Source organism: uncultured Algoriphagus sp. (assembly GCF_963974835.1).
GTDB lineage: Bacteria > Bacteroidota > Bacteroidia > Cytophagales > Cyclobacteriaceae > Algoriphagus.
In genome coordinates this window covers 1-15,344 of sequence record NZ_CAXBET010000017.1, presented here as the reverse complement: position 1 = coordinate 15,344, position 15,344 = coordinate 1, and the positions used below count along the sequence as shown (strand labels likewise).

The following is a 15,344-nucleotide window of genomic DNA, read 5'->3' as shown; positions in this document are numbered from 1 at the left end:
GTTAATTTGGCTCTTTATGAAAGCAAGCCTTTCGCTCTTTTTACCACGTTTTCAATCGTAAATCCATATTCCTGCATTACTTGCTCGCCTGGGGCCGATTCGCCAAATCTATTGATACCAATGATATCACCTTCATCCGTTACATATTTATGCCAGCCTAAAGGCGAGCCGGCTTCCACCGCCAATCGTTTCTTTAACGCTTGTGGAAATATTTTTTCTTTATAAGCGGCATTCTGTTTTTCAAACAATTCCCATGAAGGCATACTTACTACGCGTGCCCCAATGTTCTGCTCTTTTAATTGCTGCTGGGCGGCAATCATTAATTGAACTTCAGATCCAGTGGCAATCAAAATAATTTGCGGGTTTGTTTCTGATTCGGATAGAATGTAGGCTCCCTTTTCCAGTTCATACGCCTTGGTGTATTTCTCCTGGTCAATTACAGGAAGTCCCTGTCTAGTTAATATAATTGCTACCGGGCCGTCGGTATGTTCCAAAGCAACTCTCCATGCATGTGTTGTTTCATTGGCATCGGCAGGGCGAATAACTGTTAAGTTTGGTATAGACCTTAATGAGATTAATTGTTCAATGGGCTGATGCGTTGTTCCATCTTCACCCAATGCGATACTATCATGAGTGTAAATAAATATTGGTCTTATTTTCATGATGGCAGAGAGGCGAATTGGAGGTCGCATATATTCGGAGAATATAAGGAAGGTAGCGCCATATGGAATAAAAAATTTGCTAAGGGCTAGCCCATTTAAGATGGCGCCCATCGCATGTTCTCTAATGCCAAAGTGGAAATTTCGCCCTGCATAATTTTCTGAAGTAAATGATTTGTATTTCTCCAGGTCCGTGTCTGTGGATGGAGCCAGATCCGCCGAACCACCAATTAGGTTAGGTAAATAATCAGCAATTGCATTCAAAACTTTTCCAGAAGCTTTGCGGGTTGCTATTTCCTTATCTCCGGCTGTAAATACGGGTAACTTTTCCTTCCACCCTACGGGTAACTTCCCGCTGATTAATAATTCATATTCATTAGCCTGTTCTGTATATTTTTCTTTATAGCTCCTGAATAATTCATTCCAGCTCTCTTCTTTTTTTATTCCCTTCTTTCCGGCAGCACGGTAATAATCCAAAACTTTACCAGGCACTTCAAAATATTTATCAGGGTCAAAACCAAAATGCTTTTTCACTAATTTTACTTCATCTTCACCCAACGGAGAACCGTGTGCGGTAGCAGTACCAGCTTTATTAGGACTCCCATAACCGATGTGAGTACGGACTTTTATCAAAGAAGGCCTATTTGTCTCTGCTTGCGCATTTTTTATAGCTGCAGATAACTCCACTATATCATTACCGTCTGCAAGCACCTGGACATGCCAACCATATGCTTCAAAGCGTTGAGCTACATCTTCGTCGAAAGCTAAATTTGTACTTCCCTCAATAGTAATATGATTATCATCATAGAGATAAATCATATTACCTAACTGAAGATGCCCTGCCAAAGATGCCGCTTCAGCAGTTACACCTTCCATCAAATCGCCATCACTGCAAATGGCATAAATTTTATAATCGAAAATATCAAATCCCGGCTTATTGTAACGTGCAGCCATATATTTTTGTGCAATTGCAAATCCTACTCCATTGGCAAAACCCTGTCCTAATGGACCTGTGGTCACTTCAATGCCTGCTAATAATCCGTATTCAGGATGCCCTGCGGTTTTGCTATGAAGTTGCCGGAATTTTTTAAGATCATCCATGGAGATATCATAGCCGGTTAAGTATAAAAAACTATACTGTAACATGCAGGCATGACCGGCTGACAAAATAAAACGATCACGATTTATCCACTCAGGATTTTTCGGATTATAGTTCATACTCTCTGACCACAGCACGTGGCCTAGCGGTGCCAAACCCATGGGAGTACCCGGATGACCTGAGTTTGCTTTTTGAACAGCATCAGCCGCTAAGATTCTTACCGTATCGATGCCCAATTGTTGAATATTTTCTGTTGTTTTATCCATGGTTGATCAATCAGAAATGTAATTAAGAAGATTTAGCGTTGAGCCAGCCACCTGTAAAACTTGCCAGTCGCAAACCTTTTATGATAGGATGACTTTTTTTCATTTGATTCCATATCAACCCTGATTTATAATTTTCGATCATTAAAATGATCGGACCTTGATTTAATCCAAATTGCCATGGTGAAAACCAAACACCTTGGTGAGTGTCTTTGACAGGAAAAGTTGGGTTAAAACTTGCATCAAAACCATATTTACCATGTTTTTCAAAATCATGTCTTTCTATGGCATGCCGAATGGTTCTTAGAACAATCTCTGGTGCAAACGGAAGCGAAGCTGCAACTGCCCAGGGAGCAATGGTGCCGTCGTCCGGCCCAAAAGGGATCCCTCTTGCCCTGTAATCAAAAAACTTTCTTGGAACACCGTTAACAATACGTTTACTGGGGCCGGGGCCATCACTTGCTGTAAACCCCCAACAATTTTCGCCATAGTGAGCAAATCCCAAAGGGTTTTCAATGGCATAGCGTTGCTGGACAAGGGTTGCACGCCGACTGTTTTCAAAGTAATCCACACCGATCTTTTTATTCAGCTCATCACCGATGCCGTGAAAATCAAGCCAGATGTGCGACATCTGGTGTATAAATAGAGGGCCGGCATAAATATGTTCTATTCCGTATAGTTTTTTAAATTCAAAAGTGAATATCCATTTTTTATAGATAGATGGATTGATGGGGAAACTAGGTGAGCCGAGTGCCAGTATATACATTATATGAGCCTCGCTATACTTTTCGTCCCAACGGAAACGAAGAAAGCCGGATTCCGGCTTCCACCCATGGGCAACCGAGTCACGACCGTTCAGCGCCCACTGCCAATCAACCCGGGCATAGAGTTCATCGGCAATAGACCGGATTTCGGTTTCGGATTTATTTTCCCCTGAAAAATAATTTCGTGCAGTCAATACCCCTGCCAATAATATAGCGGTATCTATCGTGGACAATTCACTTTTCAGTGCCCGTTTGCCCGTTTGCATATCAAGAAAGTGATAATAGAATCCCTTGTATCCTGTCGCATCCACTTCGATACCCTGATGGCTGGTATTGAAAAACCTTAAAACGGTAAGCGTCCTTTTGATTGCCTCATCACGGAATATATATCCACGCTCAATACCGACAACATAGCAGCTAAGCCCCATACCTACCGCTGCTATACTTGATGGAGATCCTGGTTGGCTTTTATCCGCTATTAACCCGGTATGCCCGTTCACCTCTTTCAGAAAGTACCCAAAGGTTTCCCGCTGCAGCTGATCTATCATTTCTGTATCCGTACCCTGAGGATTTATATTTTGCAAGTGTTTAGATCTTAATGGTTTCGTCATTCTACTGCTTTTACCTGATTTTGACTTTCCTATTTAGATGCTTATTTATACTTTACTGTCTTTTTCGATTAACTAACAGACCTGAACTTTCAAGAATTACAGTGTTGACCTACGCCATATGATTTCCCTATTCCACTTTAAATGTGCGATGAAGCTTTTATTTTAAACTATTACTTTTTGATAGTAATTAATTAATATTTTACTAACCTCATTAAACGACAGTTTTATAAGTATTAGAAGCTCTGCAATACTTTGTTTAAATCTTTGTGGTTCTTGGAATAACTTCCTCAATTCATTTATAACATTCTATAATAAACTTATTCGTCATTTTAACTCACCCATATGTATTTCCACATAGGACAATTAAAATATTTTGAAAGGATTTCAATTTCGATAACAGCATACATATCTCACATTAATATAATTACTAAGCAGGCAATGATAAAAAAATATAAGAGCTAATAAATTTTTCCATCATGATTATTTTTTTTCTTTCTTTTCAAGCATCTTATTCTCTATCATTTCCTTTTTAATATCCTGCCTGACCAATCCGAATAAACTCATATAGATATTGGCAATCCACACCAATGAAAATCCTGCAATTATATAACCTCGCCAATCACTCATGAGTAATGTGTAATTCGTCATAAAAAGAAATACAATCGCTACGTAATGGCTGAAGCAATACTCACAGGTAAAAAGGTAAAAGAATTTTCTTTCCAGTAAAGTTTTACCACGCACACTTCGGTTAATACAATAGTCTCTGGGTTCGCGAAAAACTTCTTCATGAGTCACTGTCCACGCGATGCATGCAATGGGTATGGCCAATATAAAAAGCCAGATTATTTGTACGGAGACCATCAATATACTCGTCGCGCTAATCTTCCAGTATCCATTCCTAATTTGGCTTCAGACTCAAATAAACTTCTAACGCTGGTAAGGAAAATAAAACTTTCCTTACCAATCTCTGACAGACCTCCCTCGATTAACGTTGTTTTGTTTTCCAATTTTTTCATTATTCTTTTTGATTTACGCGATTAAAATTCCAAGTATAAAATGCGGTTTTATTCTCCCAAAGAATACGTCCATATTGGGCAATCCATGCGATTGACAACCTCTTCAGCCACACTTCCTGAGAATAAATGAGCCAGACCTTTGCGACTGTGCGTACCCATAGCAATTATATCCGCCTTAATTTCAATAGTGAAATTGATGATGGCATCCGATTCGTAAAAATCATTTCGCGTGTTAATTGTATAGTTTTGAAGATTAAAATCCCTCGCATACGCTTCCATCATATCTTTCTCATCTACAGTTCTCTTCATATTGTGAGGTGTATTCACCAACAACAGATGAAGTTTCGCAGAAAAGAAATTTTGCAACTCTTTGATATGAATCAGTAATTTATTTTGATTCGGATCAAGTGTGGTGGGAAATACAATGTTTTTAATGTCAGACAACTCGAGCGACTTCCTAATGGCCAATACAGGCAATGGGGAGAAGCGAACAACTTTTTCAGTATTTGAGCCCACAAGAAACTCTTTAATCCCTGTTGCTCCCTGGGTACCCATAACAATCAAATCCACGCTATTTTCTTCTGCTATACGGATAATGGTTTTAGTGATGGGACCGTGCTCTACCATTGAGCGAACATTGATCGCTCCATTCGTCCACTTGGATTTCAGTTCTTCAAATTTTTTTTCGGCACTTACATTCATATCATTCAAAAAACTCTCTTCAAAATAAAGTGCTGGCACCTGTATTGTGCCGCGCAAAACTGGAATCTCAATTACATGGAGTAAAATAATTTCTCCTTTGCTTTGTTGCGCAATCTGAAATGCAAATATGAAGGCCTGAACTGCCGAATCAGAAAAATCGCATGGGACGAGTATCTTTTTCATTTGTTTTATTTTATGTAAATAATCATTTGTAAAATTTATTTCTTAAAACGGATCTGAGAGTTTGTTTGATTCGCTATATCCTCTGATTTTCATTTTAACGTTTGATGCTTGCAAACGCCCTACCCTATTCTCAAAAAACCTTATTTACACTACATATTTATCCCAAAGTCCGTAGGTTTCTTTGATTTTACCTTTGGAAAAGGAAAGTGCCATTATGATAAGTCCAGCAAGGCTACTGCTTAGGGGGTGCACCATATTGCTATCCTCTATCAACCAAGGCATAACTACCAGTGCTAGACCTAACAATACGTTGAAATAGCGAAAACTTCTGAGTACCTCGGCCATGGCCACTACCGCAAAAACGATCACCAGTGCTCCTCCCAAGTGGTTCAAGTTTGCAGCAGATGTTTCTATTCCCATCTGGAAAACGGTTGGGGAAATCATCAACCAAAGTCCAATGATTACAGAAATGGTTAATTGCCAAGGAGCAGTCATTCCCCATAGTGATGATTTAAAAACTTTCCAGGGGTTGTCGACAAATGTTGCCAAGTCAGGGGAACGTTGATCGTTTTCAGTAGAAAGCGCTTCACCGCCTTTCCAAAATACTGTCCATAAGGAATCTCCTTTCTGTTTTCTCTGCACCATGTGCTGCCACATAGCAATGACTTCATCGATTTGTAAAGGAATCATGGGAAGCATAATAATGGCAGAAAATAGGCAAAGTGCACACCATGCGCCTACGGTAAGAGGTTGGGAAACCACTAGGAATATACTCACAAACCCAAGTGGAATGACCAAAACCCCAAAAAAAGTGACCATCCAGGGCATGGTCCGCCATCGGGAAGTGCCGCCCATAAATCCCATTAGAAATTCTAGCGTATAGGCGAGCGTGCCCAGTGCCGCATCTGAAATGGGGAAACTATGCGACATATCGGAGTTCAAAACATTTAAGGTGCCTTCCCCAAAAAAAGGATCCCAGACGGTATCTATATAACCTAATTGAAATGCTCCCAAATAACGGGAGGCAATCCACCCGATAAATGCCAAGCCAATCATAATAGATCGCTGTGGCCAGCTTGAAGGGTTGTAACTCCAGCCAGTGGGTACATTTCCACCCATTTTCATATACCGGATCATATTGGGCATGCCGGGTATGAGGATGGATAAGGCAATAATTAGGGCCCCAACCATGGTGCCGTTATAATAAGCTATAGCTGTTGGTGCCCAAAAAATGAACGGGGCCATACTGATCCATATCCCAATAAAACAACTAATCCAAACGCTATAAGGACGGTTTGGCTTGAGGGATCTCCAACCAAAAATAACCAGTAACAAACCACTGATGATATCGCTCCAATACATGGCGGCAATACGATCACTAAGAGATAACCAAACTAGTCTTCCTCCGGCAGGTGATACCACATTCTTGCCATAATCAAAAGTAAGTGGTGAAGCGATCATCCAAAATCCCAGCAATACAATAACCCAGTAAACCCAGAGCGTTTGTTTGTGGTGATCTTTCAACATTTTCATGCGATCATCTGCACTCATTTTCATCGCGCCCATATCCATGTGTTTATGACCCTTTTTGTGTTCGTGGCCTTCCATGTCCATCATTGGTCGGGTGACGCCTCGTGAGCCCATACCTTCCATTTTGTGAGATTGTTCTTCCCCTTTGGGTACAAGCTTCATCCCACACTTAGGGCATTTTCCCGGTTTATCACTGATAATTTCAGGATGCATGGTGCAAGTGTATTGTGTGCCTTGTTTTTTGTCACCCTTCTTAGGATCGTGACTGTGCATTTCATCTTTCATGTTTTCCATAACCCTATTACATTTATGCTTCCTTCCGTAGGCGATAATCCTTCACAAGTACAGTTTATTTTACTGTTGCTCCTTTTCTTTGTTCTTCTCGTCTTTTGCAAGCTTGATTAATTCTTTTAGCGTACCGGTATCATTCACCGTCACTTGACTATTTTTTATAGCATTGGTATTCGACACTAGATTCAAATCCATACTTAATTTATATTCCATTTTTCCTCCTTTGCTGATTAGCGGACCTATGCTTTTAAAAATGTGGGAAAACGAAATGCGCAGAGGTAGTAATAGTTCCGAACTGTCCTGTTGTTTAATATCAATTGCTCCCAATTCTGCTCCGGTAATCCAGGGATGGCCACCGAGCGAAAACTTATATTTCAAATCTTTTAACTGGAAAGGAAATTTATTCCTGTTTCCTATCATCACCTTTAAAAACAGGGTAACCCCCTTTAGGTTAAGTGAATCGTGAGATACTTCCTTTAGTCGTGCAGTGGGGATATAGAACAGGGGAAGCAGCTTTTCTGCATCTATATCAAATTTCTTTTTGAATGGTATGTGTGTATGGAAAGTAGTTTGAATGCGGTACAACACACTGTCCTTTCCCAGTTTATCTGCTTGGCTGAGTGTAGCGAGAAGTTTATCAGAGTTAATAGTTATTGGCAGGTCAATCCAGGTGCTGTTCCATTTTCTTATAAGGAGTGATTTTATATACGTGCTTTTGATCACCTCCACATCACCGATAAATAGTTTGTATTGAAGACTATCAGCTGTAAAATTAAAAGGCAGTGGATTATGAATTAGTAATTTTTCGTCCATGGTGATTTCATCCGAACCCAAATTGGATATTTCAACAATTACTATCTCAAGACGAGGAATTAATAAGGTGCGATAAGGACTTTCATTTTTTGAATAATGATAAAATTGCAACGCAAAAAATACTGCAATTGGCAGTAGAATTAAAGCAAGTAAAACGAGAACTATCCGCTTAGCTTTCATGGAAATTTGCGTATAAATGCATGGTCATATCAACATCTCTATTTATCCAATTTATTTACCTGATAAAATTTCTTTGGATTGGCCTTTAAGTTTTCAATCATTTTAGGCAAAGTATCGCGCAAACCGTGTTTGGGCTTCCATCCTAATAATTTTTTAGCCTTTGAACTGTCCATTTCAAAATGGTCATCGGCCAGGTCGATCATCCAAGGTTTTATAAAGGCTTTACCAAATAGGTTTTGCATAAATGCCCCGGCTTTGGCAAACCACTTTGGTATATGAATTATTTTAGATTTCTTTCCATGAATTTCTGTGCTGATAATATCCTGGAGTTCCTGATAAGTCAGGGTTTCGTCATCTCCAATATTCAACACGACTTCCTTTGGAAGCTCATTCCTTTTTTCAACAGCAAGGGCCAACGCATTGATGACGTCATCTCGATGCACAAAGGTGCTGCCATGGGCGGTATTTGCTGGATAGAGCCGTGCTGAAATTTGTTTTTCATAAATACGCTGTACCTGATTGGTGATGGGTATTGAACTGCCCTCTTCACTATACACACCCGCAATTCGCATCATTACTACAGGGATTTCACCCCGATTGTCGTGCATTACTTTTTCAGTCGTGACTTTAGATTTAGGATAATCCCATTTAGGTTCCAACGGCGATTCTTCAGTAATTAAAACTCCTGGAGAGGAAGGTTTATAAACCAGCATACTGCTTGAAAAAATGAATTGCTCCACTTCAAAATCCTGTAAGTATTTCAGCATCCGCTCAGTGCCTTTCACAGTCACTTTATCATACAGCTCAGAGGGTTCGCCTAAGAAATCGTAATATGCCGCGAGATGCACAACCGATGCTATTTTATTACCATAGGCGTAGCGGATTCTTTTGTATGCAAAGGCCATTCGGTCATCGTCGGTGAGATCCACACATACACATTCTGCCTCAACGGGTGGAAACGGAGAGCCATCTTGGTCAAATCCAACAACATGGTATTTTTCAGCAAGCTTATGAATTAAGGCTGAGCCTATCATTCCACTGCTTCCTGTCACAATTATTACTTCGGTTTTGTCTTTCATTATAATATTCTATTTCCTAAAAAATTAGAATTCATTTTTTAGGGTCTAATTGGTATGAAATATTTTATTGAGTTGTATAGCCTCCATCAATTGTGTAATAAGAGCCGGTTACAAAAGAAGATTTTGAAGAACTTAACCAGAGCACTAATTCGGCAACTTCTTCTGAAGTACCTAACCTGCCAATGGGGTGAAGCCCGGCTAATGATTTTATAGTGTCTTCATCGAGTGAATCGGACAGTAAAGGAGTATCGATATATCCCGGCCCCACTGCATTGATACGTATTTGCTTATCAGCATAATCCAATGCAGCAGTCTTGGTAAGTCCCACAACACCATGCTTTGCAGCAACATATCCAGGTACGTTTTTAGAACCTACCATTCCAAGTATGGACGCCATATTTACTATACTGCCACCTTCGCCAGAAGTTAACATGGCAGGAATCTGATAACGCAAGCCATAAAACACACCCGATAGATTGACACTTATAATTTTGTCCCAAGCATCAATGGAATACTCTCCCGTTGGAGCTAATTCTCCACCGATGCCCGCATTGTTGCAGGCAATGTGCAAACCACCGTATTTTTTTACGGCCTTTTCCACCATTGATTTTTGATCATCAGGGTTGGAAGTATCTGCTTTTATGAAAAAAGCTTCTCCCCCATTTGATTTAATGAGGTTCACCGTCCCATTTCCACCATTTTCATCTATGTCGGTCACGACAACTTTTGCGCCTTCAGATGCATATAGTATTGAAACTGCTTTGCCAATACCAGAACCTGCTCCTGTAACAATGGCCACTTTGTTTTCTAAATTTTTCATCATTTTAATTTTTAAAAATTTAATTAAACTGATCTAAGTTCTGCAATGGTGTAGTGCGTATTCTTTAATGCATCCTGAAGTGTATCGGCTTTAATTATAGCTGAGGAAGTTATCTCAGCCTCTTTCTTTGCAAGGTCAACTGATACGGATGTTACACCCGGTGCAACAGACAATCTATTTTTAACTGTTGCAACGCATCCGCCACAACTCATTCCACCTATTTGATAAGTATGCTTTATTGAATTTTCCATGATTTCTATTTTATTTATGTTTTATCCACTCTCACCGTTACTCTATTATTGGTACTTTTTGTTAAAAGATATATTATAGACTGCGGCTATCAGCGCTCCAAACAGCCAACCCAGGATAAATATTTCTACTAATCCTATTAATGCCTCAATCCAAGGCACATCCATTCTGATAATAGTACTAGTGTCCAGACCATGAAGCAAACTGTTAAAGAACAGAACGGTACCTTCATGGCCTACCGTGGCCATCAGAATAATACAGCCCAAGTACAAAACCACTCCTGCTACTCCCCATGCCAAAGCGAATTTTTTAATGTTGATGTGTTGCATGATCTTCTTTGTTTTTAGATTGATTTTCTTGATTTCTATCATGTCCGGAATGGCTTCCGTGCCCACCATGCCCTCCATGGCTTCCCATCATAAAGAGGTGCACAAAGAATAAAATGATGATGAAAACGAAAAGCGAGTTAGTTCCATTAAAGCCGAAAACCGGCAATAAAAAAAGCAGGAGGAATATGCCAAGGCATCCTACCAGCATCCATGTCATGTGATTTTTCCTCATCGTTATAGTTTTTTAGTGGTGGTCTGGATGATTTTCTATTCCCATCTTTTCTTTATTACTCATCATCGTTTCCTTGTCCATCATACCTTCATTATACATCATATCCATCATCTGCCCCATCACAATTGGCTTATCTTTCATGAGGGTCATCATTTGCGTGCACAATGAGGAATCTGATTCAGCCATATTCATCATACTGCTCATCATGCCTTGGGTCATCTCAGGATTGTCCTTCATCATGCCCATCATATTTTCATTTTCAGACATCATCATACTCATCAATTCACCATTGTCCTTCATCATCATTAGGGTATGATCATCTTCCATCATAGCCTGCATCAGTTGTTTTGAATGTTCATTATCGGAAATGATAGCTTCATATATCTGATTTCGGGATTCTTCATTTTCCAACATTTTGCTTACATCCCCCTGTTGCTGACAAGCCGAAAATGATAATATCAATAAGGAGAATACCATTGCTGTTTTCAATATCTTCTTCATAATTCTATTTGTTAAGGTTGATACTTAAAATGGGTATTTCAGAATGATTTGCCAGACTTTCGGTGATGCTTTTACTTACAAAACTTAAGAAACCTGTTTTTCCATGCGTAGTCAGCGCAATAAGATCAGCCTCTACAGTTTCAGCAAATTTTAAAATCCCGCGCTCTTCATTCAGCGAATTGTAGATGTTGGAAGTACAGGTTCCTCCACGGGGACAGCTTTCGTGAAAAGCATTCATTTTTTCCATGCTCATGTCGGTCTCTTCAAATGAAAATGGCACATTGACATATAACAGGTGAATATTGGATTCGTTGAGATCGGCAAACTTCACCACTGTGTTGAAGGGTGCTTTAACATCTTCTTCAAAGTTGGACGCAAAAACTATATTCTTAATTGGCCAGATAGATTTTTCTTTGATAATTAACACGGGTACCGTGGAGTCTCTCAATACCTTCTGAGCATTTGATCCAACAAATAGTTCTTTTGCCCCGGATGCACCGTGTGAACCCATCACTACAAAATCATGATGATGAAATGGAATGTGTTTAAGTATTTCTTCTCTACCCACATCAAACACCACAAACCGCTCCGCTTTTACACCCTTATCTTTAGCTTTCTTCACCAGTTTATTGAGTGCGTCCTTTGCATGACCTATTTCCTTTAATGTTTCAGGAAATCGCTTCTCCTTTTCTTTATCCAACTTCACCCAAGGAATAGGGGTTATTTTAAGATGTAAAAAATGAACTTGGGCCCCAGATTTTTCAGCTATTGAAATAGCAATATCTGCTGCATGGTTTGCAGCATCTGAGAAATCGGTAGGCACTAATATATTTTTCATATTTGCAAATCTTCTCTTATATGGTCGTATTCCTTCTTATTAATCTCTCCTTTTGCATACCTCTTTTTCAAAAGATCTAATGGCGTTTCCTTTTTGGTTTTTTGCCCAGGTATGTCCCAAGGTGTAAAAAAAAGCCAAATCATAAATATTACCCAGATCATCCACCAAATGGTGTGCATACCCCAATAGTGTCCTTCAAACCAATTCATAAAACTTGTTTTTAAAATTTTTTAAATAACTTAAAACGGTCTTATCAATTTGTGATGATTTAACCCTAATCAAAATTAACAGATTGTTACGCTTTAGATTTGTTAAATCTTGTCTTTGATGTATGATATTCCGCTATTTAATCATCATAATAGCTTAGGTAAATCTAGCTATATTCATACTTGCCCTAGACTCCTTGAGATGTCTGCCAACCAAAGGTGGTCCAATAAAAATTTGACATGCCTTAATGTCGGTCAGCGTCTTTATTCATTATAAGAAAAGGCTTTATTAATAATAACTAAAAGAATATTAGGTAAACTAAACTAAATCAGTTAGCAGACTTAAAAATTTCAAAAAAGCTTCTAGGCTTTTTAATGGCGTTAAACGCAGTATTCAACGCGTAGGTCCATACTCATTGCCATATTGCTGAGACTGAGCAGAGGTAAAATAGCTATGTAAAGAATTTGATCCTTTAAATGAAAAACTACTAATTAAACCAGTGAAAGGCTATTGCATTGAGGAGGCTAAAGATCTGAAATTAATAATCAGAGTTTTTAATTAACATTTTATTGATAGCTCAACATAGCTTAACTAAGACTTCAAATAAGCAAATTGACTTTGTTCGATTTCTTTTAATATTTTGAAAACTCCTTTTGGATAATCATCGTAATGATAGAAACGCATGTAAAGTTTTATTCCTTTTTGAGGATTTATATTTAATTCCCTATGTTTGCGTAAGTGAAAAAATCTTTTTCCATATTATTAGCAGTCTTACTGCTTTTTGCAAATATTGGTTTGGCGAAAAGCAGTCATATTTGTATGGGATCTGAAATGTTCAACGCAATTGGTCTATCTGCTAAAAATTTAGATTGCGGGATGAAACATCAACCTGAATCTCCTTCGAGTGATCATGGAGACCTAAGCGATGCGAAAGAATGCTGTCAAAATCAATTCGAATTGGTTCAAAATGACAATGACCAAAATCTTAAAGTCGTACAGATCGACGCTGCTCAGCTTATTTTTATAGCAGCATTTACACAAACTTATATCTTCGGAATAGCTCCAATCACTTCCACTGAGCTACCTAGCCCCTACACTATTCCCCCCTCGATTGAAAAGGACTTAAGCGTTCTCTTCCAATCATTCTTGATTTAATACTTCCTGGTAATAGGTCTTTGGACCTCTTTTTAGCTAATGGTTCTCAGCCATTTAGTATAGTCTATTTAGTTTCTCTTTTTACCAGGATTAAATCATGCTTAACTCAATTATCAAGTATTTTCTTGAAAACAAATTAGTTACAGTTCTTTTGCTTATCGCTTTGATAGCTTGGGGAATTGTGACAGCTCCCTTCGGTTGGAAAGTAGGTTCGCTTCCATCAGATCCTGTCCCCGTTGATGCCATTCCTGACATTGGCGAAAACCAACAAATTGTTTTCACCCAATGGCCAGGTAGATCTCCACAGGATATTGAGGATCAAATCTCCTACCCACTTACTACCTATCTATTAGGAATTCCTGGAGTAAAGTCCATCCGTAGCTCTTCTATTTTCGGCTTTTCCAGCATATACATCATCTTCAATGAAGACACAGAATTCTATTGGTCTAGATCAAGAATCCTGGAAAAACTCAGTTCATTACCTGCAGGATTGCTTCCAGAGGCAGTTCAGCCAGGACTGGGGCCAGACGCCACTGCTCTAGGCCAAGTTTATTGGTACACGCTGGAAGGAAGAGATGAGCAAGGCAATCCGACCGGAGGATGGGATCTTCACGAGATCAGGACTGTTCAGGATTTCTTTGTTAAGTATGGCTTAAACGCCGTGGAAGGCGTTTCCGAAGTGGCTTCCATTGGTGGATTTGTACAGGAATATCAGGTGGATGTCAATCCAGATGCGCTCAAAGCTTATAACATCCCGCTGATGAAAGTCATGGAGGCAGTTAAGCAATCCAATAGGGACGTAGGCGCCAAAACCATAGAAATCAACCAAGCCGAATATTTAGTACGTGGATTGGGTTATATCAAAAAGGTAGAGGACTTAGAAGAGGCGGTAGTTTCCGTGGAGCAAAATGTCCCTATCCGGATCAAAGACATAGGGGTAGTAAGCCTAGGCCCAGCTAACAGAAGAGGGCTTTTGGATAAGGATGGAGCAGAGGTAGTAGGCGGAGTGGTAGTTGCCAGATATGGCTCTAACCCCCTTCAGGTAATCAACAATCTGAAAGAGAAAATAACAGAAATTGCCCCTGGACTTCCCAGAAAAACGCTTTCAGATGGGCGTGTTAGCCAGCTTACCATTGTTCCATTTTACGATAGATCTACACTGATTCAGGAAACCCTAGGCACCCTGGAGGAGGCGCTTTCTTTGGAGATTCTGATTACTATTCTGGTTGTGATTGTGATGGTCTATAACCTGCGAGCATCTATTCTGATTTCAAGCTTATTACCAATTGCAATTCTGATGGTTTTTATAGCGATGCGCTATTTTGGGGTAGATGCAAATATTGTAGCTCTATCTGGAATAGCTATCGCCATCGGTACGATGGTGGATTTGGGGATAATCCTTTCAGAAAACATTATCAAGCACATCGATGAAGCTCCTCCAGAGCAGAAGTTGGTCACGACCATTTACAAAGGATCATCAGAGGTAGCCACTGCAATCCTTACCGCTGTGTCCACCACTATTGTGAGTTTTATTCCGGTTTTCACAATGGAGGCTGCCGAGGGGAAATTATTTGGACCTTTAGCCTATACCAAGACTTTTGCACTTATAGCAGCATTGATCGTATCCTTGCTTATTCTGCCAATGTTGGCTCATGTGTTCTTTGGTTTCAAAATCAAAAATCGGCGAAATAAGCTTCTAGGAAATGCATTGTTGTTAATTCTAGGAGTAGGAGCACTGATTTACGGCTACACTTGGGCAGGAATTATGTTGTTACTATTTGGCATTATTTCCTTCGCCAAATTTTATGTAGAGAAAAAGACTG

16 protein-coding genes are annotated in these 15,344 nt (G+C 39.5%); 2 read left to right on the top strand and 14 right to left on the bottom strand.

Annotation, left to right across the window (positions count from 1 at the left end; all coding sequences use genetic code 11):
• Nucleotides 1-14: 14 nt before the first annotated feature.
• The 14 genes from tkt to AACZ73_RS20710 form a co-directional block, all read right to left on the bottom strand.
• Nucleotides 15-2,024, bottom strand: a complete 2,010-nt coding sequence (gene tkt / locus AACZ73_RS20775; RefSeq protein WP_339880762.1) for a transketolase — start codon at nucleotides 2,022-2,024, stop codon at nucleotides 15-17.
• Nucleotides 2,025-2,046: 22 nt separating this feature from the next.
• Nucleotides 2,047-3,396: a glucoamylase family protein gene (locus AACZ73_RS20770; RefSeq protein ID WP_339880761.1), complete on the bottom strand. Its 1,350-nt coding sequence runs from the start codon at nucleotides 3,394-3,396 to the stop codon at nucleotides 2,047-2,049.
• Between the two features lie 480 nt (nucleotides 3,397-3,876).
• Nucleotides 3,877-4,023 (bottom strand): hypothetical protein, encoded by a 147-nt coding sequence (locus tag AACZ73_RS20765; protein ID WP_339880760.1) that lies wholly within the window; start codon nucleotides 4,021-4,023, stop codon nucleotides 3,877-3,879.
• A gap of 437 nt (nucleotides 4,024-4,460) precedes the next feature.
• Nucleotides 4,461-5,297, bottom strand: coding sequence for a universal stress protein (locus AACZ73_RS20760; RefSeq protein WP_339880759.1), 837 nt, complete (start codon nucleotides 5,295-5,297; stop codon nucleotides 4,461-4,463).
• Between the two features lie 144 nt (nucleotides 5,298-5,441).
• Entirely contained in the window at nucleotides 5,442-7,121 is a 1,680-nt protein-coding gene (locus tag AACZ73_RS20755) for a vitamin K epoxide reductase family protein (protein ID WP_339880758.1), read from the bottom strand.
• A 60-nt stretch (nucleotides 7,122-7,181) separates the two neighbouring features.
• The gene (locus AACZ73_RS20750) at nucleotides 7,182-8,111 is read right to left on the bottom strand and encodes an LEA type 2 family protein (RefSeq protein ID WP_339880757.1); all 930 of its coding nucleotides are present in this window, start codon (nucleotides 8,109-8,111) and stop codon (nucleotides 7,182-7,184) included.
• 38 nt (nucleotides 8,112-8,149) lie between these two features.
• On the bottom strand, nucleotides 8,150-9,190 hold the full coding sequence (locus AACZ73_RS20745; protein WP_339880756.1) for an NAD(P)-dependent oxidoreductase: 1,041 nt from the start codon (nucleotides 9,188-9,190) through the stop codon (nucleotides 8,150-8,152).
• Between the two features lie 64 nt (nucleotides 9,191-9,254).
• Nucleotides 9,255-9,989 (bottom strand): glucose 1-dehydrogenase, encoded by a 735-nt coding sequence (locus AACZ73_RS20740; RefSeq protein WP_339880755.1) that lies wholly within the window; start codon nucleotides 9,987-9,989, stop codon nucleotides 9,255-9,257.
• Nucleotides 9,990-10,033: 44 nt separating this feature from the next.
• Nucleotides 10,034-10,261: a heavy metal-associated domain-containing protein gene (locus AACZ73_RS20735; RefSeq protein ID WP_339880754.1), complete on the bottom strand. Its 228-nt coding sequence runs from the start codon at nucleotides 10,259-10,261 to the stop codon at nucleotides 10,034-10,036.
• A gap of 45 nt (nucleotides 10,262-10,306) precedes the next feature.
• Nucleotides 10,307-10,588 carry a DUF5676 family membrane protein gene (locus AACZ73_RS20730; RefSeq protein WP_339880753.1) on the bottom strand — a complete coding sequence of 94 codons (282 nt, stop codon included), beginning with the start codon at nucleotides 10,586-10,588 and terminating at the stop codon, nucleotides 10,307-10,309.
• Nucleotides 10,569-10,820, bottom strand: coding sequence for a hypothetical protein (locus tag AACZ73_RS20725; RefSeq protein ID WP_339880752.1), 252 nt, complete (start codon nucleotides 10,818-10,820; stop codon nucleotides 10,569-10,571). The genes AACZ73_RS20730 and AACZ73_RS20725 overlap by 20 nt, the downstream gene beginning before the upstream one ends.
• Before the next feature lie 12 nt (nucleotides 10,821-10,832).
• The gene (locus AACZ73_RS20720; RefSeq protein WP_339880751.1) at nucleotides 10,833-11,321 is read right to left on the bottom strand and encodes a hypothetical protein; all 489 of its coding nucleotides are present in this window, start codon (nucleotides 11,319-11,321) and stop codon (nucleotides 10,833-10,835) included.
• A 4-nt stretch (nucleotides 11,322-11,325) separates the two neighbouring features.
• Nucleotides 11,326-12,159 (bottom strand): universal stress protein, encoded by an 834-nt coding sequence (locus AACZ73_RS20715; protein WP_339880750.1) that lies wholly within the window; start codon nucleotides 12,157-12,159, stop codon nucleotides 11,326-11,328.
• On the bottom strand, nucleotides 12,156-12,368 hold the full coding sequence (locus tag AACZ73_RS20710) for an SHOCT domain-containing protein (protein ID WP_339880749.1): 213 nt from the start codon (nucleotides 12,366-12,368) through the stop codon (nucleotides 12,156-12,158). The genes AACZ73_RS20715 and AACZ73_RS20710 overlap by 4 nt, the downstream gene beginning before the upstream one ends.
• An 874-nt stretch (nucleotides 12,369-13,242) precedes the next feature.
• Between AACZ73_RS20710 and AACZ73_RS20705 the strand changes: the two genes are divergently transcribed.
• Both AACZ73_RS20705 and AACZ73_RS20700 read left to right on the top strand, forming a co-directional pair.
• Nucleotides 13,243-13,521 (top strand): hypothetical protein, encoded by a 279-nt coding sequence (locus tag AACZ73_RS20705; protein WP_339880748.1) that lies wholly within the window; start codon nucleotides 13,243-13,245, stop codon nucleotides 13,519-13,521.
• 97 nt (nucleotides 13,522-13,618) lie between these two features.
• Nucleotides 13,619-15,344: efflux RND transporter permease subunit (locus AACZ73_RS20700; RefSeq protein WP_339880747.1), on the top strand; the 1,726-nt coding region annotated here is incomplete at its 3' end.